Below are 23,968 nucleotides of genomic sequence, written 5' to 3' on the forward strand. Positions count from 1 at the left end.
GGCGCTCAGTTCCCGGCATTGACGAACAGCAGCAGCGGTTCGTCCTTGCCCGGCAGCAGCACGGTGCCGTCACCACGGAAACCGAGCTTTTCCAGCAGCGCCACCGAGCGGGTGTTGTCCGGCGACACGACCGCGCGCAGCTCGCCCAATCCCAAGGTGTTGCGCGCGTAGTCCAGCACCGCGCGTGCCGCTTCCAGCGCATACCCCTGGCCGGTGTAGGCGCCCAGCAGGGCGTAACCAAGATCGGCACAAGGCAGACCGTCACGTCGCACCAGTCCGGCATTGCCCAGCCAGGCGCCGTCGCTGCGCCGCTCGATGGCGTACATGCCGAAGCCATGCGTGGCATAGCTGCTGAAGGTGTGATTGCGCAGGTAATCGCGCGCCTGCTCCAGCGTACGCACGCCGCGGTCACCGATGTACTGGTGGAAACCCGGGTCGTTGAGCAGCTCCAGCATCGCCGCCGCATCGGCCGCGTCATCACGCAGCGGCCGCAGCCGCAGACGTTCGGTCTGGATCACCATCGTCATCGGACATGCCCGGGTTGAACGCCCCCTGCAAACTGCCGCCGACGCGGGCGGCTGGCAAGTGCCATCAGCCGGCGGCTCAGTCGAACAGCGCCTCGATCGCCGCCAGTCCGGCCTTGGCGCGCTCCTGCTTGTGCGCGGCATCGGCGACTGGATCGGCGCCATCGCGCTGGATCTCGGCCGCCGGCAGCTCGGCGAAGAAGCGGCTGGGCTTGAGTCGGATGTGCTCGCCGAACTTGCGGGTGAGCTTGCTGTAGCTCATCCACAACTGCACCTTGGCGCGGGTGATGCCCACATACAGCAGGCGCCGCTCCTCCTGCAGATTGCCCTCGTCCAGGCTGACCTGGTGCGGCAGCACGCCATCCTCGCAGCCGACGATGAACACGTAGGGAAACTCCAGGCCCTTGGAGGCGTGCAGGGTCATCATCCGCACCTGGTTGCCGCCATCGTCCTTGTCGTTGCGCGAGATCAGCGCCAGCTGCGCGGCCATGTCGGCGGCACTGGCGCCGCGCGGGCCGCCCTCGAACCACGACGCCAGCTCCTCGATGTTGCCGGCACGGCGCTCGTAGCTGCCGGTGTCCTTGGCCTGGTTGCGCAGCTCCGACAGCAGCCCCGAATCCTTGGCCACGCGCCGCACCAGGTCGCCCGAACTCAGCTGCCGCATGTCCATGCGCAGCGCGCGCAGGATGTCGGTGAACTTGCTCAGGCTGTTGGCCGCCCGCGGTGGCAGCTGCGCCAGCGCGCCCATCGCCTCGGCGGCCTGCGCCATCGGCATGTCCTTGGCCGAGGCCAGCTCGGCCAGCTTGGCCAGGGTGGTGGCACCGACATCGCGCTTGGGCGACTGCACCGCGCGCATGAACGCGGTGTCATCGTCCGGATTCACGATCAGCCGCAGCCACGCCAGCGTGTCTTTGACCTCCTGCCGTTCCAGGAACACGGTGCCGCCGTTGAGGTGGTAGGGCACACCGACCAGCTGCATCGCCTTTTCCAGCGGCCGCGACTGGAAGTTGCCGCGGAACAGGATGCAGAAATCGCTCCACGGAATGCGCCGGCTGGTGGCCAGGAAGTGGATTTCCGCGGCGACCTTCTCGGCCTCGTGCTCGGAGTTGCGGCATTCCCACACGCGGATGCGCTCGCCATCGGCCTGGTCGGACCACAGCGTCTTCAGGTGCTCGTGCGGGTTGTGTGCGATCAGCGCATTGGCCGCACGCAGCACGCGGTTGGAGCAGCGGTAGTTCTGCTCCAGCTTGATGATCTGCAGCGCCGGATAGTCCCGGCCCATCTGCTGCAGGTTTTCCGGATTGGCGCCGCGCCAGGCGTAGATCGACTGGTCGTCATCGCCCACGCAGGTGAAGTTGCCAGCCGGCCCGGCCAGCTGCTTGAGCAGGCGGTACTGGGCATCGTTGGTGTCCTGGCATTCGTCCACCAGCAGGTAGCCGATGCGCTCGCGCCAGGCCAGGGCGATGTCCGGGTTCTCTTCCAGCACCTGCACCGGCAGCCGGATCAGATCATCGAAATCCACCGCGTTGAAGGCGGTCAGCCGTGCCTGGTACAGCGCGTAGACCATCGCCGCGTTCTTCTCGCGGCTGCTGCGCGCCGCCGCCATCGCCTGCTCCGGCGACAGCCCCGCATTCTTGGCGCGCGAGACCAGGTTTTTCACGTCCTCGATGTCGTCGGGCTTGGCATTGCTGCCGCCGAGCAGATCCTTGATCTGCGCGGCCGCATCGTCGGCGTCGAAGATCGAGAAGCTGCGCTTCAGGCCGACATGCTGGTGCTCGATCTGCAGGAACTTCAGCCCCAGCGCGTGGAACGTGCAGATCGTCACCTCGGCCGCATCCTCGGCGCGCAGACGCTTGGCCACACGCTCGCGCATCTCCTTGGCCGACTTGTTGGTGAAGGTGATCGCCGCGATGCGCTTGGCCGGATAGCGGCCGATGCCGATCAGATGGGCGATTTTCTCCACGATCACGCGCGTCTTGCCACTGCCGGCACCGGCCAGCACCAGCAACGGCCCCTGGGCATGGAGCACGGCAGCACGTTGGGGAGGATTGAGCTTGTCGAGCATGAGCGGTTCCACAGGCAGACGGCCATTTTAGCCAGCCCAGGCCGACCCGGCCTGTACCGGGGGAATGAATGGAGGACAGCGCCATTGCCCACTAGCGGGTGTGCTAGGTTTGGCCGGTCACCGACATGATCCGGAGCCTGACCATGCCGTCTGTCCGCCCTGTTGTTGCAACACTGCTGCTGGCCTGCCTGGTGGCTCCGCCGCCGCTGACCGCTGCGGACAGCGAAGGACCGTCCATCCACATGGACGAGGACCTGCTCATGGCCGGCCTGGCGAACAGCCACGGAGACCTGTACTTCCGCCGCACGGCCCAGCTCTCCCTGGAGGCCGGCAGGAACGACCAGGCGATGCGCCAACTCAAGCGGGCGGCTCATTTCGCCGACAAGCCGTCCCAGGCCCTGGTGGCTGAAATCCTGTGGAATGGCTCACACGGCCAGCCACAGGACCGGCCGGCGGCCTACGCATGGATGGATCTGGCCGCCGAACGGGGTTACCCCGAGCTGCTGCGCCTGCGTGAGGCCTACTGGGCGGCCCTGTCTCCGGCCGAGCAGGCCCAAGCGCTGGCCGTGGGTCGCAAGTTGTATGAACGCTATGGCGATGAGGTCTCCCGCCCGCGTCTGGCGAGGCAACTGCGCCGGCAGGCAAACAAGGTCGCCGGCAGCAATACCGGGTTTGCCGGCGGGGTCACCATCCTGGCCCTGTCACCGGGGGGCAGTGGCGTCCGGCGTGCGGCGGCGAGCCCGGGAATGGAAGGTGACAATTTCGCCCCGGTGGTAACCATCGCCGGAAGCCGCTTTTATGCACCCCATTACTGGAAGCCTGAACTGTATTTCCAGCATCAGGACCGCAACTGGCGCGTCGGCGTGAGCGAGCAACGCCTCGGCTCGACCGAGGTCGGCCCCCTGACACCGGTCAAACGCTGACTGCGCCTCGAGCCCCCTCCCATGTCGCGGTAAAATCCCGCCATGGCCAAGCTCTATTTCTATTATTCGGCGATGAATGCCGGCAAGACCACCACCCTGCTGCAGTCGGCGCACAACTACCGCGAGCGCGGCATGCGGGTGGCGATCCTGACGCCGCATCTGGACCACCGCGCCGGTACCGGCATGGTCGCCTCGCGGATCGGCCTGCAGGCGCAGGCCACCGCCTTCGAGCGCGATACCGACCTGGAGAAGCTGATCCAGCAGGACATTGCCGCCCACGGCAGGCTCGGCTGCGTACTGGTGGACGAGGCGCAGTTCCTGAGCAAGGCGCAGGTCTGGCAACTGTCCGAGGTGGTCGACCAGCTGCGCATCCCGGTGCTGTGCTACGGGCTGCGCACCGATTTCCGTGGCGAGCTGTTTGAAGGCAGCCAGTACCTGCTGGCCTGGGCCGACGAGATGCAGGAGATCAAGACCATCTGCCACAGCGGCAAGAAGGCGACGATGACCGTGCGCGTGGACGAGAACGGCTTTGCCGTGCAGGACGGCCCGCAGGTGGAGATCGGCGGCAACGAGCGCTATGTGTCGGTGTCGCGTGCCGAATTCAAGAAGATCACCCGTGGCGAAGGCCGGATCGACCCGATGCAGGCGCCGCTGCCGTTGTAGGTACGAGGGCACCCCGCACCCGGAGCCACGGGGAATGCCCATGCGTGGCGCGTCCCGCATCTACGGTTTCGGGATTTCCAGGGCGACCTGTTCCGCCGCCGGGTCGCACGTGGCGCAGCCCATGCCGGCGGCGTTGCCGGCGCCGCAGCGCTGGACCCGCCCGCAGTCCACTTGCATCGGCTGCGGGTAGGCGTCCGGATCGATGCCGGTGGCGTTGACCTTGCCCGCCCAGTCGCCACGCGTCCTGCCGCGGGGAGCACGCGGGCTGGCGTAGTGCACGCCATCGACGTAGCAGCGGATCTCGTCCTGTTCCTACTACAGCGCGTAAACGGGGAAGCCGTCAGCCGGGCTCGCGCCGCCGGGCAGCAGGTGCCAGGTGCCGGCATGCACGTTGGCGGCCGGCCGTAGTGGAGGGTGCCGTACACGCGCGTTTCCGGAGTCCCAGGCACGGCGCCAGGCATGTCCGCGGGCATGGCCCGGTTCACCGCCTCCAGGGTGTCGATCTGGAAGCGGCCGAACGTCCGCTCCTCGCCCCTGGGTACGCTGCCGCGCCGAGGCGTACGCAGCGTGGCCGTGGCACCGCCGCGATCTTGCGACGATGCCGGGCCGGTCCTGGTTTCGCGGCGCGCGACGACGTGCAGCAGCCCATCGGCCCGCCAGGCGTTGGGGCCCGGCGGGCAGTCGCGGGCGGGGTGCAGCACTGCTGCTCGTGGTTGCCGCCGCCCCAGCAGGTGTCTTCCAGCTCCCACTTCGACAGTTCGATGGCCGGGCCATCGAACTCCTCCTGCCACATCAGCTCCCAACATGGCGGCGCGGCCTACGCGGCGCCGCCAGCAGCTTCAAGGCGTCGGGCATTCGATCTTCCGGTCGTAGTCGGTGCCGATGCTCACCCTGGCCAGCGACAGGCGCAGGCCGGCGCTGCCGCGCAGGGCGAACGGCATGTCCAGCCTGGCGGTGTCGGCGCCGGTGTCGCGCAGGCACTTGAGCGGCACGCCAAGGCGCGCCCACTGGCCCTGCGGCAGCTTGGCCAGCGCATTGCCGATGGCGAGCTCGCCGCTGCAGCCGGTGCCGCAGGTGGCGAGGTAATCCACCTTGGCGCCGGCCGGCAGCGCATCGACCCGCACGTTGGCGATCGCCAGTACGTCGCCGTTGGTTTCCCGCACCAGGTCCAGTGGCATATTCGCGCGCAGCTCGAGGCGGCCGGGACCGTTGAACGCGAACTGGCGCGCGCCTTCCTGCACCTCGGTGTTGACTGCGGTCATCACCACCGACCCATCGGTGGTCGCCGCGTTGGGATGCACGATATCCATCGCTTCGCCGTCGGCGCCGGTCAGCCGCAGGACCAGGCCGGTGGTCGCCACGCCGCGATCGAACCAGACGCTGGTGCGCGAGGCGTCCGGGTCGATGCCCGGGTCCTCGGACAACGCCGCCAGGTCGCCATTGTCGGCGTAGGTAAGGCCATAGCCGTAGGCGAACTGCGGGTCGTAGTCCTTCTGGCCGACGTTGTTGGCGTACTGGTCGGCGCGGCGCGGCCAGGAGAAGCTCAGCTTGCCGTGGAAGTCGTATTGCACGCCGCCGTCGGGCCGGCGCAGCAGCACGTCGGCGACGCCCGCGCCTTCCGAACCCGGCAGCCAGGCGGCGACGAAGGCGTCGGCGGCGTTGATCTCGCGGTTCATCCACAGCGGTCGGCCGCTGAGGAACACAGCCACCACCGGGATGCCGTCGGCCTTGAGCTTCCTGATCAGTTCCAGGTCGCCCGACTTGCCGCCCTTGAACATCAGGTCGGGCAGGTCACCTTGGAACTCGGCGTACGGCTCCTCGCCAAACACCACCACCGCCACGTCCGGCCTGGCCTGGTAGCGGCCATCGACGGCCAGCTCGGCCTTGCCGCCGGCCGCTTCCACCTGCGCCTTCAGCCCGTCCCAGAGGGTGTCGGCGTTGGGGAAATCGGCGCGCTTTGTGCCGTCGCCCTGCCAGGTCAGCGTCCAGCCGCCGGCCTGCTGGGCCATGTTGTCGGCGCCGCCGCCGGCCACCAGCACGCGCTGCTTCGGCGCCAGCGGCAGCACGCCCCCGTGGTTCTTCAGCAGCACCACCGATTCGCGCACCGCCCGGCGCGCCACAGCGCGGTGTTCCGGGGCGCCCAGCAGCTCGAACCTGCCGCCCAGCGCGCGCGCCGAGGGTTTCGGTTTTTCGAACAGGCCCATGCGGAACTTGGCGCGCAGGATGCGCCGCACCGCATCGTCCAGCCGCGCCATCGGCAGGGTGCCGTCCTTCGCATGGGCCAGGGTGCTTTCGTACATGCCCTTCCAGCTGTCCGGCGCCATCGCCATATCCAGGCCGGCGATGTAAGTCTGCGCGCAATCGGTGTTGCTGCAGCCCTTGACCTGGCCGTGGCCGTTCCAGTCCCCGACGACGAAACCACCGAACTGCATGCGCTGTTTCAGCACGTCGGTCAGCAGCGGCTTGTGGCCGTGCATCTTCTCGCCGTGGAAGCTGTTGAACGAGGCCATCACCGACTGCGCGCCGGCGGCGATCGCCGGCACGTAGCCGGCGGCATGGATGTCGCGCAGCTGCGCTTCGCCGACCGTGGTGTCGCCCTGGTCCTTACCGTTGTCGGTGCCGCCGTCGCCGAGGAAGTGCTTGACCGTGGTCATCACATGGTGGTCGTCGAGGAAATCGGCGGCGCCGACCTTGCCCTGCAGGCCCTCGACGAACACCCCGGCGTAGCTGGCCACCAGCGCCGGATCTTCCGAATAGCCTTCGTAGGCGCGGCCCCAGCGGTCGTCCTGGGGCACCGCCACGGTCGGCGCGAAGGTCCACTCCATGCCGGTGGTGCGGGTCTCGGCGGCGGTGATGCGGGCGATCTCACGCAGCAATTCCGGATTGCGTGTGGCGCCGAGGCCGACGTTGTGCGGGAACAGCGTGGCGCCGACCACGTTGCTCTGGCCGTGCATGGCGTCGATGCCCCAGATGATGGGGATCGCCTTGCCGCCGCCCCGGGTATCCATCGATGCCTCCCAGAAGGCATCGGCCAGCGCCAGCCATTCGGCCGGGCTGGCGTTGTACCTGCCGCCCGGATCGGAGCCGCCGCCGGCCAGGATCGAGCCGAGCCGATACCTGCGCACGTCCTCGGGGGTGACGCTGGCGATATCGCCCTGCACTACCTGGCCGACCTTCTCCTCCAGCGTCATCGCCGCCACGAGCGCGTCGATGCGTTTTTCCATCGCCGGGTCCAGCGCCAGTGGCCAGGCCGGCTGCGGCCAGTGCGCGGGGTCGATGCGGACCGGTGCGGCGGCGTCCTTCGATGCCGATGCGGCAACGACAGGCGCGCAGGCCAGCGCCAGCGCGACGCCAAGCAGGAGCGGGCGCAGCCGTCGACGATCTGTGCGGGGGCGGGAGTGTGGAAGGCTGGGCTTCATGGGCGAGGGTCTTCCTGGACGGAGGGCTGGAGGAACGCACGATTGTGCAGAACACCATGACAGCGTTGTCAGGCAGCTGCAGAATAGCGCCAGTGCGCGATGATGGCTTGCTGCATAGCGGCACGCCGCATTGCGGATAAAGTTGCACCTGTATCCATGTGCGTTGGCACCTGCCAGGCGGAAACCGGGAACCATATGACTGGCAAGAAACGGGCGGCGGCCGAATCCACGCAGGCAACCGCCGGCAAGCCCGGACGCGTGCGCATCGAGGACGTGGCGGCGACGGCGGGCGTGTCGATGAAGACCGTCTCGCGCGTGCTCAACAACGAACCGAACGTATCCGAGCGCACTCGCACGCTGGTCGAGGCGGCGGTGGAGCAGCTGCGCTACCGGCCGCTGCCGTCGGCGCGCGTGCTGGCGGGTCGGCGCTCGTACCTGGTGGCCATGCTGTTCGACAACCCGTCCTCGAACTACCTGATGGAGATCGAGCTGGGCGTGCTCGACGCCTGCCAGGCGCAGCACTACAACCTGATGCTGGCGCCGCTGGTGTACGACGCGGCGGACATCGTCGGCAAGGTCGAATCGCTGATCATGCAGTCGCAGCTGGACGGTATCGTGCTCACCCCGCCGCTCACCGACGATACCGCGCTGCTGGAACGGCTGGTCGACCTGGGCATTCCGTACTCCAGCATCTCGGCCAAGGAGCAGAACCGGCATGTCGGCGTGGTGGTGGACGAGATCGGCGCGGTCTGCGCGCTGATGGCGCACCTGGCCGCGCTCGGGCACACCCGCATCGCGCACATCAAGGGCCATGCCGCGCACGGCGCCGCCATGTGGCGCCTGGCCGGCTACCGCGAAGGTCTGCGCCGGGCAGGCTTGCGCTACGAGGCCGCGCTGGTGGTGGATGGCGAGTTTTCCTACGAATCCGGCTATGCCGGGGCCAATGCGCTGCTGGACCTGCCCGATCATCCCACCGCCATCTTCGCGGCCAATGACGATATGGCCGCAGGTGTCATCTGTGCCGTCTGCGAGCGCGGCCTGTCTGTCCCCGGGGACATCTCGGTCTGCGGCTTTGATGACACGCCTATCGCCCGGCAGATCTACCCGGCACTGACCACCGTGCGCCAGCCTACCCGTGAAATGGGGAAGCTGGCCGCCACCGAACTGCTCAAGGAAATCCGCGAGATGGGCAGCGGTGGCGTGGTGGACGTGGCTTACACCTTGCAGGTGCGGCGTTCAACCGGACCGGTGAAACAGCGGGCACCGAAATAGGCGGGGAACCCATGGAACAGGCCGTACGCACCGGCGCTTGCCCGGGCACGACCTCTGGCTCCGTTTTTTCCACGGGCCCGGCGCTTGAGCTCAATGCCCGCCTTCGGCCGCCAACTGGTCCAGATCGATACCCTGCCGGCGCAAGGTGCGGGTGGCGGCAACGGCGTAGAACGCCAGATAGGCGTAGCACAGCACGCCGACGATGAAGCTGTGATGCACCCCTACCTTGTCGGCCAGCGCGCCCTGCGCCCAGCTGACGAGGCCGCCCCCCATGATCATCATCACCAGCAGGCTGCTGCCTTGGTTGGTGTTGTTACCCAGCCCGGTGATCGCCAGGGTGAAAATGCACGGCCACATCGTGCTGCAGAACAGGCCGACACTGATGAAGGCGATCACGCTGAGCATGCCGGTGGTGAACATGCCCACCAGCTGCGCGATGATTCCGCACAACGCGAAATACAGCAGCATCCGCGCCGGATTGCCCTTGCTGGCCAGGGTGGCCAGGATCATCAGCACGATCACCGGCGCATAGTGGTAGAACCGGGATACGTCATGGCCGGAGATCGCATTGACCGCCAGGTACACGCCGAAGGCCACGAACGGCAGAACCAGCATGAGCAACTTCTTTGTCCCCGCCCTGACATCGAAAGCGCCTGCCGCCCCGCCCCAGCGACCGATCATCAGACTGGCCCAGTAAAGCGACACGAACGGCGCGATCAGCGAGGTGTCGATACCCAGCCCCCCCTTCTCTACCGGCAGCTCCAGATAGGCCGGCAGATTGTCGATGGTGGAAACTTCAACGCCGACGTAGAGGAAAATGCCGATCATGCCCATGACCAGCTGCGGGTAGGCGAACGCTGATTTCTTGTGGATCAGCTGGCTGCTGTCCTGCGCCTCGGTTTCGGACAGCTTCTCCAGGTCGAAGTGGTTGGGCACCGAGGAGAATTTCAAGAACAGCGCCACCAGCACGAAGGCCGCGCCCAGCACCAGGTAGGGCGTCTTGACGCTTTCAATGCTGGCCTCGGTATTGCCGGCAGCGACGCTGCCGAAGATGGCGATGCTCACCAGCAGCGGACCGACCGTGGTGCCCAGGTTGTTGATGCCGCCCGCCATGGTCAGCCGCTGCGAGCCGGTGGCCGGATCGCCCATGATGATGGCCAGGGTGTTGGCGGCGATCTGCTGCAGCGAGAAGCCCAGGCCGACGATGAACAGGCCCGACAGCATCAGGGTGAACGAGCCCAGGTTGGCCGCCGGGTAGAACAGCAGCGCGCCCAGCGCCGAGATCAGCAGGCCGATGCAGATGCCGTTCTTGTAGCCGATGCTGTTGAGCACGTCCACGCCCATCGCCTTGGACACGGCGACGTAGATCAGCGAGCCGACCGTGTAGGCGACGTAGAACGCGATCGCCACGTACATGCTCTGCGCCTGGGTCAGGTCGAAGGCTTTCTTGAACACCGGGATCAGGATGCCGTTGCTGGCGGCGACGAAGCCCCAGAAGAAGAACACCGTGATGAGTACACCGAACTGCGACCAGCGGGTTTTTTGGGTCATGGCTCTTCCGTCATGGCGGAATGTTGGCGTCATGCGTGGCGTTGCCCACGCGCATCCGCAACGCGGCGGCCGGCAAAGGCCGGCCGCCGCGGGCGGTCCATCCTGTCACATCAGAACTGGTAGCGCAGACGCAGCCCGTAGCTGCGCGGATCGTTGAGGAAACGCACGTTGATGCCCGACCCGACCAGCGCCTTCTGCGAAATGTCGTTGTCCAGCAGGTTGTTGCCCCAGGCTTCCACGCGCCAGTGTCCGTCCAGCGTGGTCAGGCCGATGCCGGCGTTGACCGTGGTGCGGGCGCGTTGGCGGTCGGGGAAGCCGGCTTCGACGGCGCCTTCGATGTAGTCCACCGTGCCGGCGGTGTCGGAGATGAACACCACGTCGCGGTTGTTGTACTGGGTCAGGTAGTAGGCCGAACGGTATGAGGCCAGCAGCTGCCAGTCCAGGGTGCCGAACGGCAGTTCCATGGTGTGCTGCAGGCGCGCATTGAAGGTTAGCTTCGAGGCCAGCGGCAGCTCGTTGCCGGACAGGTCGATAATCGAGGTGATGCCGCCGGCGCCGTAGTTCTGGCTGCGCACGTCGGCCACCTTGCCTTCCTTGATCTCGCTGTCCAGCCACAACGCGTTGAGGTTCAGCATCACGTTGCCGGGGAAGCGCAGCACGCTTTCCAGCTCGACGCCGTACACCACCGACTTGCCGACGTTGCGGTTGACCAGGGAGTAGCCGGTGGCCTCGCCGGTGGACGGATTGGTGGCGATCACCGCCAGGTCCTGGAACACCTGGTCGCTGTAGTCGTAGTAGAAACCGCTGGCGTTGAAGGTGGAGGTGCGGTCCAGCATCTGGAACGAGTTCTTGCTGCCGATCTCGTAGGCGACGATGGACTCGGGCTTGAACGTCTCCGGGATCTCCTTCGGATCGAAGGTGTCGTTGAAACCGCCGGCCTTGTGGCCGCTGGAGATCAATCCGTAGAGCAGGCTGTCGTCGGACACGTCGAACTCGAAGCCCACGCGCCAGTCGGTGAAGTTGAACTTGCTCTTGCCGAACTGCTGCGCCGGGATGCCGCTGACCTGCACCCAGCTCTGGTAGGGGCAATCGACGGTGTCGCCGCCGATGTCCGGGCGGTCCACGCAGCCGAACGCGCCGCCATTGGGTACGTCGCCGATCTGCTGCTGGATGGTGTCGTTGCGGCCATGGGCGAGGATGCCCTGCAGCAGGAAGCGCGCCATCTCCGCCTGCGAGGTGATGTTGCTCACGTCGAAATTGGGGCGCTTCATGAACGCCGGCTCGAAGCCCGGCGTACCGAGACGGGTGGAGAAATCGCCGCCTTCGCCCGGCAGGCCCAGCGCCCAGTTGCCGCCGATGCCGTAGCGAGACTTCTCTTCCTGGGTGTAGCGCAGGCCGCCCTTCAGGCGCAGGCGTTCGGTGACGTCGAAGGTGCCATCGGCGAACGCGGCCGAGGAACGGCCGTTGACCTTGGGCATGGTGAATTCAGTGCCCGAATACCACCTGCCCTTGTCCACCAGCGACAGGTAGCCAACCTGCTGGTCCTCGTTGAAGTGGAACAGGCCGGTGGTCCAGCGCAGGCGCGTGTCGTCGGCCGAGGACAGGCGCAGCTCGTGGATGTAGGACTGCGACTGGGTCATCCAGTACTGGGTGGAATAGTTGTCGTAGTCGACGCCGCCGGGATTGGCGGGCGAGACCGGCTCGATGTTGCGGTCCGGCCACAGGATGCCTTCGCTCTGCGCGTTGGTCTGGCGGTAATCGACGTCGCGGTAGCTGGCGTTGTATTCCAGCGCCACCGGGCCGAAGTCGTAACTGACGTTGGTCTGCGCGCCCCAGTTGGTGCTGTCCAGCGTGCCCTGGGCGCCGCGGTAGACGATCTTGCGCAGGTCCAGGTCCTCGGGCAGGTAGCCGGCCTTGGCGGCGGTGTAGACCGTGGCGCCCGGGTAGCCGGTGCCGCCTTCCTTGCCCATGTCGGCCATGGCGAACACCGACAGCTTGTCGTCGGGCTGGTACAGGAACGACACGCGCGCACCGTGCTCGTCCTGGATGCCGGCCGGGTCAAGCTCCTGCATCCTGCCGGCGTTCTCGAACGACGAATCCTTCTCGACCTGGTAGCCAGCCACGCGGATCGCGGCCCAGCCGCCCAGCGGCATGTTCAGCGCGAACTCGCCGCCGCGGTGGTCGCGGTTGCCCGCCTCGGCCTGCACGTAGCCACCGAATGCCTCCAAATCCGGGCGCTTGGTGATGATGTTGAGCGTGCCGGCCAGTGCGTTGCGGCCGCGCAGCGTGCCCTGCGGGCCTTTGTTGATCTCCACGCGCTCGATGTCATAGAACATGCCGCCCAGGCCGCGCGGGCGCGGGATGTAGGCGCCGTTGATGTGCGGCGCGGCGCCCGGATCGCCCAGCTCGGTGTTGTTGGACGAGCCGACGCCGCGGATGAAGATTTCCAAGTTGCCCTCCTGGTTGGCCATGCTCAGGCCCGGCACCAGCGCCTGGATGTTGCGCAGCTCGTTGTTGATGCCCAGCGCGCGGGTGTCCTCGGCGGAGATCACCTGCGCGGTGCCGGCGTACTTCTGCAGGTCCTGTTCCCGCCGCTCGACGGTGACGATCACCGCGTCGAGCGTGGAGGCATCGCGGGTTTCGGTCTTGCCCTCCTCCGGCACCGATTGCGCGGCGGCGGGCAATGCGGTGGCGGTGGTGATCAGTGCAGCGAAGATCGCGCGTGCAAGCGCGTGTTGCCGGCATTGGCTGGTCATCTGGTCTCTCTCCCCAAGACTTTCGGAATGTTTGTGACGGCGCGGTGGCCGGCGAAGGTCGTTTTACGCGCCACCTGACAACGCTGTCAATCGGCCGGATGGAGAAAGCCCGCGCGAGGCCTCGTGCAGCGGCAAGCCGCGGAACAGGAAGGGATTTATCGCTGCAATGCAGCATGAAAAAGGCGGGGGCAGCGCGCGCCGATGGCGCCGCCCGCCGCGGCGGCAGGCAGCCGGTCCATCCCGTGCGGCGCCCCGATGGGCGGCCGCGGATCGGCGCCAACGCGGATCAGTAGAGCGTGCGCTGCTCCGCCGGCGGCGGGCTGTACTGGTACAGCCACGTTTCGGTCAGGGTCTTGCCGCCGCTGCGCAGGTACAGGCGGATATCGATCTGCTGCGTGCCGTCGTCGGGCGGCACAAGGTCGAACATGGCGCGGTAGCCCTTGATCTCGCGCAAGGGGCGCGCCGAGACGACTTCCACGCGGCCGCGGCTGGTTTCCACCACCGCCTCGACCTCGGCCTTGTCGATCAGGCCGGCCAGTTCGCCGCCTTCGAAATCCACCGCGAAACGCCACGAGAAATACTCGCGCTTCTTGCCGATCACTCCGCCAAGACCCGTGCGGCTGGCCACGCAGTGCGCCAGTGGCGGGCGGGCCGGCGGCTGCGCGCCCCAGTACAGGCGATAGCCGACCAGCAGTTCCTGGCCCGGCTGCGGCTTGGCCTTGGGGTTCCAGAACGCGACGATGTTGTCGAAGGTCTCATCGACCGTGGGAATCTCCACCAGCTGCACCGAGCCTTCGCCCCATTGCCCCTTCGGCTCCACCCACAGGCAGGGGCGCTTCTCGTAGAACACGCCGTCGTCCTGGTAATGGTCGAAATTGCGGTCACGCTGCAGCAGGCCGAAGCCGCGCGGATTGTGGTCCACGAACATGTTGAAGCGCAGGTGGGCGGGGTTGCACAGCGGCCGCCAGATCCATTCGCCGGCGCCGTTCCACATCGACAGGCCGTCGGTGTCGTGGATCTCCGGGCGCCAGTCCCAGCCCATGCGGCGGTCGTTCTCGCCGACCTGGTACATGCTGGTGCACGGCGCGATGCCGAGGCGCTCGATTTCCCTGCGCGGATACAGCGCGCTGTCGATGTCCATCAGCAGCACCTCGCCATTGGTGATGGCGAAGCGGTAGGCGCCGGCCAAGCTGGGCGAATCCAGCAGGCCATAGACGACGATGGTCTCCGAATCGGCGCTGGGCTGCTCCAGGTAATAGGCGATGAAGTCGGGGAATTCCTCCGGGCGGCCCAGGCCGGTATCGATAGCCAGGCCACGCGCCGATTGTCCGTACTGGCCCTCCTTGCCCACGGCGCGGAAATAGCTGGCGCCGAGGAAGGCGGCGAAATCGCGATCGGTATCGGTGCGGGTGTTCAGGCGGAACCCGGCAAAGCCCAGATCGGCCGGCAGCTGGCTGCCGTTGATGCCGCTGTTGCCGTAATCGAACGCCGCGCCGTCATAGGCCAGCTCCTGCGCCTGGCCATCGACCACATCGAACATGCGGACCGGCGAATGGAAGTACAGGCCCAGATGGAAGAACCTGGCCTGGAATTTGCCCGGCTGATCGGCCCACAACGCATGGTCCTGCCGGTAACGGATGGACTGGTACTGGTCCCAGTCCAGCTTCTCCACCGCCGGCGGCAGCACCCGTTTGTGACTGCGATACGGCGCCTGTGCCAGCGCGCGCGCCTGGCCCTTGAGCGTGGCGAAGTCGAACGGCTGCGGCTGGCCGATACGGCGCAGACCCTGTTGCTGGGGGCTGGCGGCGCAGGCAGGCAACGCGGGCAGGCCGAAGGCGGCCAGCGCCAGCGAGGCACGACGGAGGAAATCGCGGCGGTGCATGCAGTCATCCGTGGCAGGAGGTTGCGCATGATAGGCACAGCCCGCCTAACCGTACGCTGGATGGAAGCCCGCCTCCGCCCGCTCAGCGTTGGCAGTGCCCACACCAGACAGTGGCCCGCTGGCCGATGGCGGCGTAGCGCAGGTCGCGCCCGCACTGCTTGCAGGTCTGGCCTTCCCGTCCGTACACCAGCAACTCCTGTTCGAAGTAGCCCGGGGCTCCGTCGGGGCTGATGAAATCGCGCAGGGTGGTACCGCCCCGCACAATGGCGTAGCCGAGGATCTGTTTCACCGCATCGGCCAGCCGCTGGTAGCGCGCGAGAGAGACCTTGCCCGCCTCGCGCAACGGGTTGATGCCGGCCATGAACAGGCTCTCGGCCGCGTAGATGTTGCCCACGCCGACCACGATGCGCTGGTCCATCAGGAAGGTTTTGATCGATGCGCTGCGGCCGCGGCTGCGCGCGAACAGGTAGTCGCCATCGAAGTCCCCATCGAGTGGCTCCGGTCCCAGATCGCGCAGCAGTTCATGGGTTTCACCCACCGGCTGCCACAGCAGGCAGCCGAACCGGCGTGGATCGTTGAAGCGCAACACGCGGCCGTCCTCCAGACTGAGGTCGACATGGTCGTGCGTGCGCACCGGCGTGTCGCCGGGCAGCACCCGCAGGCTGCCGGACATGCCCAGATGCAGCAGCGCGCTGCCGGCCGCGGTATCCAGCAGCAGGTACTTGGCGCGGCGGCGGATCGCGGCAATACGTTGGCCAGGCAACTGTGTTTCGACTTCGGCCGGGATCGGCCAGCGCAGGTCCGGCCGGCGCAGGATCACGCCATGGATGCGCCGGCCCTGCAGGTGCGGCTCCAGGCCGCGGCGGGTGGTTTCGACTTCGGGTAATTCGGGCATGCGGAATTCTCTTTCGGTGCAGTTGCTTGCCGCTCGGACGGCTGGCGTGGGCGCACGCACTCAGCGCGGCGGCGCCATCAGTTCACGGGCGCTGAGGTAGCCGTCACCGTTGGCATCCTGGCGGGCGAAACGGGACAGGATCACCTGCCGCTGTTCTTCGCGGGTGATCGGCTTGCCGCGGCCGCCGGGCTGTTCGGCCGGCTCCAGCACGCCATCGCCGTTGCGGTCCATGCGGTCGAAGGCGTACAGCATCCACTGCAGGTACTCGTCCGGGCTGACGCGGCCATCGCCATCGCTGTCCATCCGCTGCAGGTACTGGCTGGTGTCCTGTACCTGCGCCATGGCCGACAGCGCGGCCAACAGCAGGACGGGCCCGAGGAGAAAAAACGGTCGTGTCTTCATGCGGTACCCGGCGGATAGTCTTTGAGCCGTGCGGCATGCGCCGGCAATGCCGCGCTGCCGCTGGCTTGGGCCTCATGGCATCGCTGCCGCCGCTGGTGCCGGCGCTCGGCCGCAGGGTGGCTGCGCGCTTCCAGCAATGCCGACAGGCGCGCGCGATGCTCCACCGGCAACGTGAGGTGCCGTTCGATCCAGTCCTGCGCCGGGCTGCGGTGCAGGTACAAGGTCGCCGCGAAGATGATCCGCTGGGTGGCCACCCGCAGCACCGCCAGCAGCTCCCATCCGCCCCGTCCGGTGAGGCCGCGGCAGAGGAAGTCGATAACGGTGGGGGACATTGCGCAGCTCCGGGCCGGTCGATGGCAGATGAAACCAGTGGTTCCATGATGGCGCCTGCCGCTGCAAACTGCATCCGCCCGGGACGCCGTCCCGCGTCCAACCCGTCCGCTGCCCCGTCCTGTCCTGCATGTCCATCGCACCTGCCGCCGACGCGGCCCCGTTGATCGAACTGGACCAGGCCTGCGTGATCCGTGGCCAGGTCCGCGTGCTGCATGAGCTGAATCTGCGCATCGAGCAGGGCCAGCACACCGCGATCCTGGGGCCGAACGGCTGCGGCAAATCCTCGTTCATCAAGCTGATCACGCGCGAGCTGTACCCGCTGGCGCGCGGCGACGGCCAGCTGCCGGTGAAGGTGATGGGCCAGGCCCGCTGGCAGGTGGACCGGCTGCGCGCGCAGCTGGGCATCGTCACCGGCGATCTGTCCGGCAATCTGGCCGACATGCCCGGGCTGGGCGTGGAGGAGGCGGTCATTTCCGGCTTCTTCGCCAGCTACGTGGTACCGCCGCATCGCGACATCACCCCGGCCATGCGCGAGCGCGCCCGGCAGGCGCTGGAACTGGCCCGCGCCCTGCCGTTGCTGGACCGCGGCTATGCCGAACTGTCGGCCGGGGAAACCCGCCGCGTGCTGATCGCCCGGGCACTGGTCAACCAGCCCCACGCGCTGCTGCTGGACGAACCCTCCACCGGACTGGACCTGGTCTCGCGCCAGCACCTGGTGGAGACCATGCGCCACCTCGCCCAGCGCGGCATCACCCTGGTGCTGGTCACCCACCACATCGAGGAAGTGATTCCGGAGATCGAACGGGTGGTGCTGATGAAGGGGGGACGCATCTTCGCCGACGGCCACCGTGCGGACCTGCTGCGGCCCGGACCACTGTCGGAGGTGTTCGGCGGGCGCATCGAGGTGCGCGAGGAGCATGGCCGGCTGAGCGCCTGGGCCTGCGCCGGCTGATCCCCGGCGTGGCGCGAGGGTGCGATCATGCCGCCTGTTCCACCGCTCCGGTCACCGTCGCAATGTCCTTTTCCTCCCGTTTCCCACGCCTGGGCGCCGTCTTCGTCCTGGCCACCACACTGGGCGCCTGCGCCAGCACGCCCGCCCTCGTCGACACCCCCGCGCCGGCCATACCGTCGGCCACCACCGCAGACGCCGGGGCGGCGCCGCCGGTAACCGGCTATCTGCATGGTCCGGCCATCCCCGACAGTCTGGCGCTGAGCCCGCTGCCGCCCGCACCCGGCTCGGCCGCCGCCGCGCTGGGCGTGACGGTCGATACACAGCACACCCCGGCGCTGTACCGCCTGCTTGAACGCAGCCGCATCGACGCCAGCGCCGCCACCAAGGCCGCCAAGCACCACTACCAGCGGCCGCGTCCGTTCATGGTCAACCAGCAGCCCACCTGCACCCCGGACAGCGAGGACGGCCTGCGCAAGAGCGGTTCCTATCCGTCCGGACACACCGCCATCGGCTGGGCGTGGGCGCTGATCCTGGCCGAAATCGATCCGCAGCACGCCACCGCCCTGCTCCAGCGCGGCCGCAGCTATGGCCACAGCCGGCTGGTCTGCAATGTGCACTGGCACAGCGATGTGCTGCAGGGCCAGCGCCTGGGCGCGGCCACCGTGGCGCGGCTGCATGACGACCCGCAATTCAGCGCCGATCTGGCGCTGGCACGGCGCGAACTGCACTACGCCCGCAGCCTGAAGCGGACGCCGCCGCGCGACTGTGCGGCCGAAACGGCGGCGCTGGCGACGGAGCTTTCCGAAGCCCGGTAACGCAGCTTGCAGAAGCTAAAGAGCCGCTTCTGCGGCAGCCTGACCAGAGCCACCGGCCACCATCCGGGCCTGCGCAATGCGGCGCTGGCCCTGCCGGAGGGCCACAACACCGGGGCGGCGGTGCAGTACTTCCTCGATGCCGGCGTGCCGGCGCCCACGCGCAACGTCGGCGCGCCGTTCCACGCCCCGCAGCTTCGGCGAGGTGAGCCCGGCGCGACATCCTCCACATCCGCCGCCGTGCGGCACAACGCCTTGCACGGCGGGCAACGAGCCGACGGCCGCATGCACGCAGGGCGGGGCATGCCGCGCCCTGCGTGTTTCACTCCTTCAACCGCAACGCTCAGAACTTGGCGGTGAACTCCACGCCGTAGGTGCGCGGTTCGTTGAGGAAGCCGGTGAGGTTGTTGAAGTCGATCGCCCCGACCACGCGGGTCTGGTTGGTCAGGTTGCGGCCGAACACCGCCACGTCGTACTGGCCGTAGGCCCAGTTGTAGCCCACCCGCAGGCCGCCCTCCAGCGAGCTGCGGCTGCGGAACTCCGGCGACTCGTACAGGAAGAAATTGACCGGGCTGCGATAGGCCCAGTCGGTGTAGGCATACAGCTCGCTGGCATCGGTGAGCGGGAAGCCGGCACGCAGGGTCAGGTTGTGGATCCACTTGGGCGCCTGCGGCAGCGGGTTGCCGTTGACCAGCGCATAGGTGCCGCCGTTGATGATCGTGGTCGGATCGGTGATCGTGCAGCCACCGCCACAGATCGCCACGGCCAGATCCTTGTCCTTGATCTGCGTGTCGTTGTAGCTGCTGCCCAGGGTCAGCAGCACGGTGTCGGTCAGGTAGGCCTCGAAGTCGAGCTCCACACCTTGGCCGATGGTCTTGTCGGCATTGAGCAACGTGGCGGTGTTGTTGCTGCCGCCCACCGCGATCAACTGCTGGCCATCGACGTGGTAGCGGAACACGTTGAAGCCCAGCCGGGCGCGACGGTCGAACAGGTCGGCCTTGATACCGGCTTCATAGGAGATCACCGTCTCCGAATCGGCCTGCGAGACGCCACCGAAGGCCAGCCGGCCCTGGATGGACGGCGCGCGGAAGCCCTTGGCCGCCCGCGCATAGACGTTGAGGTTGTCGTTGAGCTGGTAGACGCCACTCAGGTCCCAGCTGACATCATCCACATCGGTAGCGGCGATGTACGGGCCACTGACCGGAGTACCGAACGGCACGGCCTGCAGCACGCTGGCGGTGAAATCCTTCTTGTCCTGGGTGTAGCGCACGCCGCCACGCAGCTTGAACTTCTGGGTCACGTCGAAATCGCCGGAGGCGAACACCGCCCACGCCTTGTTGCGCTGGCTCTGCACGGCGTGGCCGGTCTGCGGATTGCCCGGGCTCAACGAGTCGTAGTTGAAGCTGTCGATGGTGACGTCTTCATCGAAATAGAACACGCCGGCCTGCCAGTCGAAACGGCCCCACTCGTTGGATTCGACGCGGAATTCCTGGGTGATCTGGCGGTGGTCGGGCAGGCCGTCCATCGATTCGGCGGCAAACGGGATGAAGCCCGGGCCGGACACCGGCAGGAAGGCGGCGCCATAGCCGCCATCGATGTCGCCACGGTTCTGCGATTTGGCCGTTTCATAGCCGCTGATCGAGTACAGCGTGAGCTTGCCCAGATCCCATTTCAGGCGGGCGCTGCCACCCCAGGTTTCCAGCTCGGAATAGTTCACGCCATCGAGCGCGACCTTGTCACGGTCGAAATCCTCGACCAGCGCGTTGCTGCCCGGCTGGAGGATGTTGGCGCGGAACAGGCGCGCGGTGCCGTTGAGCTTGCGCTTGTGCAGGTTGAACAGGCCTTCGAAGGCATCCCCCTCGTACAGGAACTGCACGCGGGCGGCCGCTTCGTCATAGCCCTCGAAGCCGTCGCTGGGCGCGTTGGCCAGGGTGTTGTCGACGTAGTCGTCGCGCCGCTGGTACAGCGCCGACACCCGCGCCGACCAGCGATCGGTCAACGGGCCGCCGTAGGCGCCCTGCGTGTTCCAGGTGTTGTAGCTGCCGTAGCCGACCTTGAGGTAGCCATCGGCGTCCTGCGCCGGACGGGCCGAATCGAACTTGACCACGCCGGCCGGGGTGTTGCGGCCGAACAGCGTGCCCTGCGGGCCGCGCAGCACTTCCACGCCGGCCAGATCGAACAGCGGGAAACCCTTCAGCAGCGGGTTTTCCTGCACCACATCGTCATACACCAGCGACACCGGCTGCGAGGCGTTGAGATCGAAATCGGTGTTGCCCAGGCCGCGGATATAGAACCGCGGGAACGCACGGCCATAGGACGACTCGATGTTCAGGCTGGGCACGCGCGCGGACAGGAAGCGGATGTCATCGCCGGCCGAGCCGAGCACATCGAGCTTCTCGCCCTGGATGGCGGTGATCGAGACCGGCACGTCCTTGGCGTTTTCCACACGACGCTGCGCGGTGACCTGCAGCGTATCGAGGGCGACGGCCTCCTTGGCCGGGGGGACGTCCTGGGCGGCGGCGGTCAACGGCAGCACGGCCAGCACAGCGACAAACAGCGGATGCGCAGCCGGCAGGCGGCCGCGGACGGTACGGGTCGGAGTCATGGCGGAGAAGGACCTGTTGGAGGAATGGGAACTGCGCCTGGCACGGGATTGTTGCAGCGCGGAATTCATGCCGCAAATCCCCGGCATTCAGCCGCATGACCTCTGTCAGCGGCGTGAAAGGCCGGCTATGCCTAGACTTGGCTTCCCTCATCCCTTACCAGGCAAAGCGCCATGACCCAGTGGTATTTCCATGTTCCCGGCCAGGCCGACCGCATCGGCCCGCTCGACGAGACCGCCGCGCGCCAGTTCGCGCAGGGCAATCACCAGGCGCTGGCCTGGCGCGAAGGCATGCAGGGCTGGCTGGCGGTGGGCCAGTTGCCCGAGTTGGGCGGCCAGGCCGCGCCGCCGCCGATGCCGCCGCCGCTGGGGGGTAGCCGCCCGCGCGCCGACGACATCGACTTCCGCATCGTCGGCCATGAGATGCAGTTCGTCGAAATCGAGCTGGATCCGGGCGAAAGCGCGATCGCCGAAGCCGGCGCGCTGATGTTCAAGGATGCGGCGGTGCAGATGGACACCGTGTTCGGCGACGGCCGCCACGAGGGCCAGGGCGGCGGCTTCATGGACAAGCTGATGAGCGCCGGCAAGCGCGTGATCACCGGCGAAAGCCTGTTCGCCACGCTCTACACCCACACCGGCCAGGGCAAGGCCAAGGTGGCCTTTGCCGCGCCCTATCCCGGCACCGTGCTGCCGATGAAGCTGGACGAACACGGCGGCAAGCTGATCTGCCAGAAGGACAGCTTCCTGGCCGGTGCGCGCGGCGTGCAGGTCGGTGTGCACTTCCAGCGCAAAGTGATGACCGGCCTGTTCGGCGGCGAGGGTTTCATCATGCAGAAGCTCGAAGGCGATGGCTGGGTGTTCGTGCATGCCGGCGGCTGCGTGGTCGAACGCGAACTGGCTGCCGGCGAGCGACTGGATGTGGATACCGGCTGCGTGGTCGCCTATCACGCCAGCGTGGACATGGACGTGCGCCGCGTGGCCGGCATCAAAAGCATGGTCTTCGGCGGCGAGGGCGTGTTCCTGGCCACCCTCACCGGACCGGGCAAGGTGTGGCTGCAGTCGCTGCCGTTCTCGCGTCTGGCCGGTCGCATGTTCGCCGCCGCGCCGCAGGGCGGTGGCCAGAGCCGCGGCGAAGGCTCGGTGCTGGGCGGCCTGGGGCGGCTGCTGGACGGCGACAACCGGTTCTAAACGGGGAGCACGGGGGCCGGCGTCGGCAAGGCGCGAAGCGCTATGCTGGCGCCCTTTCCGACGCCCCCTGTTAATCATGAAAGCGCGCACTTCCCGCCTGCTGCTGTTCCTTTCCCTGCTTGGCCTGCTGGCCGCCTGCGGCGGTGAGAACGTCAAACCCGCCGCACCGGCGGTGGCCGCGCCGGTGACCCCGGTCAAGCCGGTGAAGATCGGCGTGGCGCTGGGCGGCGGCGCGGCCAAGGGTTTTGCCCATATCGGCGTGATCAAGATGCTCGAGGCCAACGGCTTCGAGCCGGTGGTGGTGTCCGGCACCAGCGCCGGCAGCGTGGTCGGCGCGCTCTATGCCAGCGGCATGAACGCGTTCCAGATGCAGCAGAAGGCGGTGGCGCTGGATGAAGCCAGCATCCGCGACATCCGCCTGTTCTCCGGTGGCCTGGTGCAGGGCCAGAAGCTGCAGGACTACGTCAACACCCAGGTCGGGAACAAGCCGGCCGAGCAGCTGAAGAAACCGTTCGCCGCGGTCGCCACCCAGCTGGAGACCGGCGACCGCGCGGTGTTCGTGCGCGGCAATGTCGGCCAGGCGGTGCGCGCCTCCAGCTCGATTCCCGGCGTGTTCGAGCCGGTCAGCATCGGCGGCAAGACCTTCGTCGATGGCGGCGTGGTCAGCCCGGTGCCGGTGGACGCGGCACGCCAGCTCGGTGCCGAGTTCGTGATCGCGGTGGATATTTCCAGCCGCGCCACCGGCCAGCGCCCCAGCGGCCTGCTCGGCGCGGTCGGCCAGTCGATCACCATCATGGGCCAGCGGCTGGGCGAGCAGGAACTGGCGCGCGCCGACGTGATCATCCGCCCGCAGGTGCTGGATATCGGTGCGGCCGATTTCGAGCAGCGCGGCCGCGCCATTCTGGAAGGCGAGAAGGCCGCCATGGCGGCGATGCCGCAGATCCGCGCCGGCGTTGCCCGCCTGCAGCAGGCGCGTGTCGCCAGCGCACGCAGCGCCGATGCACGCGCCGCGGCGCTGCAGGCCGAGGCCGTGCAGCGCTGCCAGGACAGCCGCTCGCGTATCGACAAACTGCGCGGCAAGGAAAAGGACTGCGGCGCGCAGGCGCGCTGAGTCCAACCGCCGACGGGGCGATCATGTGCGTCCCGGATACCGCCGCTCAGCCCCGTCCCAGCTGTGACAGTGGCAGCGCGCGGAATTCCTTCACCGCGCGCAGCACGAAGCTGGAATTGACGTCGGCCACACCGGCGGCATTGAGCAGCTTGTCCAGCAGGAACGCGGAGAAGTGGTCCAGATCGCGCACGTAGACGTGCAGCAGGTAGTCCATGTCGCCGGTCAGCGCGTGGCAGGCCACCACTTCATCCCACAGCAGCACCGCCTCGACGAAGTGGTCGATCGCCTCCTTTCCATGTTTGGACAGCTGCACCCGTACGAACGCCTGCAGTCCCAGCCCGATCGCGCGCGGCTCCAGGCGGGCGCCGTAGCCGCCGATCACCCCTTCGCTTTCCAGCCGCTGGATCCGGCGCAGACACGCCGACGGTGAAAGGTTCACCAGGGCCGCCAGCTCGGCGTTGGTGGCGCGGCCCTGCTGCTGGATTTCGGCCAACAGCCGAAGATCCGTTCGGTCAAACATGACTGGACCCATCTTTGTTGCTCCGCAACATTGTATGCGCGCAACAATATTGCGTCACAAAGCCGCAGCGTCGCAACTTTGCACACCTGTTGCGCGGC

The 23,968-nt window shown here is 67.5% G+C and carries 19 protein-coding genes and 1 pseudogene; 8 read left to right on the forward strand and 12 right to left on the reverse strand.

The features are described from left to right. Window positions 1-5 precede the first annotated feature (5 nt). Window positions 6-527: a GNAT family N-acetyltransferase gene (locus tag ARC78_RS02965; RefSeq protein WP_054659743.1), complete on the reverse strand. Its 522-nt coding sequence runs from the start codon at window positions 525-527 to the stop codon at window positions 6-8. Window positions 528-603: 76 nt separating this feature from the next. Next, complete coding sequence (locus tag ARC78_RS02970; protein WP_057505699.1) at window positions 604-2,589, reverse strand: UvrD-helicase domain-containing protein; 1,986 nt, start codon at window positions 2,587-2,589, stop codon at window positions 604-606. Between the two features lie 143 nt (window positions 2,590-2,732). Here ARC78_RS02970 and ARC78_RS02975 point away from each other — a divergent pair, with 143 nt between their 5' ends. Then, a complete protein-coding gene (locus tag ARC78_RS02975; RefSeq protein WP_054659741.1) occupies window positions 2,733-3,512 on the forward strand; it encodes an SEL1-like repeat protein in 780 nt (259 codons plus the stop codon). Window positions 3,513-3,554: 42 nt separating this feature from the next. After that, a complete protein-coding gene (locus ARC78_RS02980; protein ID WP_054659739.1) occupies window positions 3,555-4,175 on the forward strand; it encodes a thymidine kinase in 621 nt (206 codons plus the stop codon). A 60-nt stretch (window positions 4,176-4,235) separates the two neighbouring features. Here the strand turns inward: ARC78_RS02980 and ARC78_RS02985 are convergent, their stop codons facing one another. Beyond that, on the reverse strand, window positions 4,236-4,454 hold the full coding sequence (locus tag ARC78_RS02985; RefSeq protein ID WP_057505700.1) for a hypothetical protein: 219 nt from the start codon (window positions 4,452-4,454) through the stop codon (window positions 4,236-4,238). 560 nt (window positions 4,455-5,014) lie between these two features. Continuing rightward, window positions 5,015-7,594: a glycoside hydrolase family 3 protein gene (locus ARC78_RS02990; RefSeq protein WP_057505701.1), complete on the reverse strand. Its 2,580-nt coding sequence runs from the start codon at window positions 7,592-7,594 to the stop codon at window positions 5,015-5,017. Window positions 7,595-7,789: 195 nt separating this feature from the next. Here ARC78_RS02990 and ARC78_RS02995 point away from each other — a divergent pair, with 195 nt between their 5' ends. Further along, window positions 7,790-8,866 (forward strand): LacI family DNA-binding transcriptional regulator, encoded by a 1,077-nt coding sequence (locus tag ARC78_RS02995; protein WP_054659013.1) that lies wholly within the window; start codon window positions 7,790-7,792, stop codon window positions 8,864-8,866. Between the two features lie 90 nt (window positions 8,867-8,956). Here the strand turns inward: ARC78_RS02995 and ARC78_RS03000 are convergent, their stop codons facing one another. The 6 genes and pseudogenes from ARC78_RS03000 to ARC78_RS16235 form a co-directional block, all read right to left on the reverse strand. Beyond that, window positions 8,957-10,417, reverse strand: coding sequence for an MFS transporter (locus ARC78_RS03000; RefSeq protein ID WP_054659015.1), 1,461 nt, complete (start codon window positions 10,415-10,417; stop codon window positions 8,957-8,959). A 110-nt stretch (window positions 10,418-10,527) separates the two neighbouring features. Further along, window positions 10,528-13,173, reverse strand: coding sequence for a TonB-dependent receptor (locus ARC78_RS03005; RefSeq protein ID WP_057505702.1), 2,646 nt, complete (start codon window positions 13,171-13,173; stop codon window positions 10,528-10,530). 286 nt (window positions 13,174-13,459) lie between these two features. After that, window positions 13,460-15,055, reverse strand: coding sequence for an OpgD/OpgG family glucan biosynthesis protein (locus ARC78_RS03010; protein WP_057505703.1), 1,596 nt, complete (start codon window positions 15,053-15,055; stop codon window positions 13,460-13,462). 82 nt (window positions 15,056-15,137) lie between these two features. Continuing rightward, window positions 15,138-15,950 (reverse strand): bifunctional DNA-formamidopyrimidine glycosylase/DNA-(apurinic or apyrimidinic site) lyase, encoded by an 813-nt coding sequence (gene mutM / locus ARC78_RS03015; protein ID WP_054660199.1) that lies wholly within the window; start codon window positions 15,948-15,950, stop codon window positions 15,138-15,140. Window positions 15,951-16,010: 60 nt separating this feature from the next. Beyond that, window positions 16,011-16,352: an EF-hand domain-containing protein gene (locus ARC78_RS03020; protein WP_054660197.1), complete on the reverse strand. Its 342-nt coding sequence runs from the start codon at window positions 16,350-16,352 to the stop codon at window positions 16,011-16,013. Continuing rightward, window positions 16,349-16,516 (reverse strand): annotated as a pseudogene (locus tag ARC78_RS16235) (DesA family fatty acid desaturase); the annotation flags it as partial. The gene ARC78_RS03020 and the pseudogene ARC78_RS16235, both read right to left, overlap by 4 nt. A gap of 296 nt (window positions 16,517-16,812) precedes the next feature. Here ARC78_RS16235 and ARC78_RS03030 point away from each other — a divergent pair. The 3 genes from ARC78_RS03030 (at window position 16,813) to ARC78_RS16515 (ending at window position 18,809) form a co-directional block, all read left to right on the forward strand. Then, window positions 16,813-17,637: an ABC transporter ATP-binding protein gene (locus ARC78_RS03030; RefSeq protein WP_057505705.1), complete on the forward strand. Its 825-nt coding sequence runs from the start codon at window positions 16,813-16,815 to the stop codon at window positions 17,635-17,637. Window positions 17,638-17,699: 62 nt separating this feature from the next. Then, window positions 17,700-18,452, forward strand: coding sequence for an acid phosphatase (locus ARC78_RS03035; RefSeq protein WP_057505706.1), 753 nt, complete (start codon window positions 17,700-17,702; stop codon window positions 18,450-18,452). Window positions 18,453-18,458: 6 nt separating this feature from the next. Next, window positions 18,459-18,809, forward strand: a complete 351-nt coding sequence (locus tag ARC78_RS16515; RefSeq protein ID WP_145974266.1) for a hypothetical protein — start codon at window positions 18,459-18,461, stop codon at window positions 18,807-18,809. On the opposite strand, the gene ARC78_RS03040 is transcribed toward ARC78_RS16515, so the two are convergent. After that, entirely contained in the window at window positions 18,793-21,054 is a 2,262-nt protein-coding gene (locus ARC78_RS03040) for a TonB-dependent receptor (RefSeq protein WP_054660370.1), read from the reverse strand. The two genes, ARC78_RS16515 and ARC78_RS03040, sit on opposite strands and share 17 nt — an antisense overlap. 171 nt (window positions 21,055-21,225) lie before the next feature. Between ARC78_RS03040 and ARC78_RS03045 the strand changes: the two genes are divergently transcribed. Then, on the forward strand, window positions 21,226-22,239 hold the full coding sequence (locus tag ARC78_RS03045; protein ID WP_057505707.1) for a TIGR00266 family protein: 1,014 nt from the start codon (window positions 21,226-21,228) through the stop codon (window positions 22,237-22,239). A gap of 76 nt (window positions 22,240-22,315) precedes the next feature. Beyond that, complete coding sequence (locus ARC78_RS03050) at window positions 22,316-23,350, forward strand: patatin-like phospholipase family protein (protein ID WP_057505708.1); 1,035 nt, start codon at window positions 22,316-22,318, stop codon at window positions 23,348-23,350. A 46-nt stretch (window positions 23,351-23,396) separates the two neighbouring features. Here ARC78_RS03050 and ARC78_RS03055 read toward each other — a convergent pair whose 3' ends face one another. After that, window positions 23,397-23,882 (reverse strand): Lrp/AsnC family transcriptional regulator, encoded by a 486-nt coding sequence (locus ARC78_RS03055; RefSeq protein ID WP_054660213.1) that lies wholly within the window; start codon window positions 23,880-23,882, stop codon window positions 23,397-23,399. Window positions 23,883-23,968 lie beyond the last annotated feature (86 nt).

The organism is Stenotrophomonas pictorum JCM 9942, assembly GCF_001431585.1.
Taxonomy (GTDB): Bacteria; Pseudomonadota; Gammaproteobacteria; order Xanthomonadales; family Xanthomonadaceae; genus Stenotrophomonas; species Stenotrophomonas pictorum.

What these genes read in the sequence shown, in the direction of transcription:
- ARC78_RS02975 (WP_054659741.1), top strand. Translation starts at nt 2,733, where the DNA reads ATGCCGTCTGTCCGCCCTGTTGTTGCAACACTGCTGCTGGCCTGCCTG.
- mutM (WP_054660199.1), bottom strand. Translation starts at nt 15,950, where the DNA reads ATGCCCGAATTACCCGAAGTCGAAACCACCCGCCGCGGCCTGGAGCCG.
- ARC78_RS03030 (WP_057505705.1), top strand. Translation starts at nt 16,813, where the DNA reads ATGTCCATCGCACCTGCCGCCGACGCGGCCCCGTTGATCGAACTGGAC.
- ARC78_RS03035 (WP_057505706.1), top strand. Translation starts at nt 17,700, where the DNA reads ATGTCCTTTTCCTCCCGTTTCCCACGCCTGGGCGCCGTCTTCGTCCTG.
- ARC78_RS03040 (WP_054660370.1), bottom strand. Translation starts at nt 21,054, where the DNA reads ATGACTCCGACCCGTACCGTCCGCGGCCGCCTGCCGGCTGCGCATCCG.
- ARC78_RS02965 (WP_054659743.1), bottom strand. Translation starts at nt 527, where the DNA reads ATGACGATGGTGATCCAGACCGAACGTCTGCGGCTGCGGCCGCTGCGT.
- ARC78_RS02995 (WP_054659013.1), top strand. Translation starts at nt 7,790, where the DNA reads ATGACTGGCAAGAAACGGGCGGCGGCCGAATCCACGCAGGCAACCGCC.
- ARC78_RS03005 (WP_057505702.1), bottom strand. Translation starts at nt 13,173, where the DNA reads ATGACCAGCCAATGCCGGCAACACGCGCTTGCACGCGCGATCTTCGCT.
- ARC78_RS02970 (WP_057505699.1), bottom strand. Translation starts at nt 2,589, where the DNA reads ATGCTCGACAAGCTCAATCCTCCCCAACGTGCTGCCGTGCTCCATGCC.
- ARC78_RS03020 (WP_054660197.1), bottom strand. Translation starts at nt 16,352, where the DNA reads ATGAAGACACGACCGTTTTTTCTCCTCGGGCCCGTCCTGCTGTTGGCC.
- ARC78_RS03045 (WP_057505707.1), top strand. Translation starts at nt 21,226, where the DNA reads ATGACCCAGTGGTATTTCCATGTTCCCGGCCAGGCCGACCGCATCGGC.
- ARC78_RS03050 (WP_057505708.1), top strand. Translation starts at nt 22,316, where the DNA reads ATGAAAGCGCGCACTTCCCGCCTGCTGCTGTTCCTTTCCCTGCTTGGC.
- ARC78_RS02980 (WP_054659739.1), top strand. Translation starts at nt 3,555, where the DNA reads ATGGCCAAGCTCTATTTCTATTATTCGGCGATGAATGCCGGCAAGACC.
- ARC78_RS03055 (WP_054660213.1), bottom strand. Translation starts at nt 23,882, where the DNA reads ATGGGTCCAGTCATGTTTGACCGAACGGATCTTCGGCTGTTGGCCGAA.
- ARC78_RS02990 (WP_057505701.1), bottom strand. Translation starts at nt 7,594, where the DNA reads ATGAAGCCCAGCCTTCCACACTCCCGCCCCCGCACAGATCGTCGACGG.
- ARC78_RS03010 (WP_057505703.1), bottom strand. Translation starts at nt 15,055, where the DNA reads ATGCACCGCCGCGATTTCCTCCGTCGTGCCTCGCTGGCGCTGGCCGCC.
- ARC78_RS03000 (WP_054659015.1), bottom strand. Translation starts at nt 10,417, where the DNA reads ATGACCCAAAAAACCCGCTGGTCGCAGTTCGGTGTACTCATCACGGTG.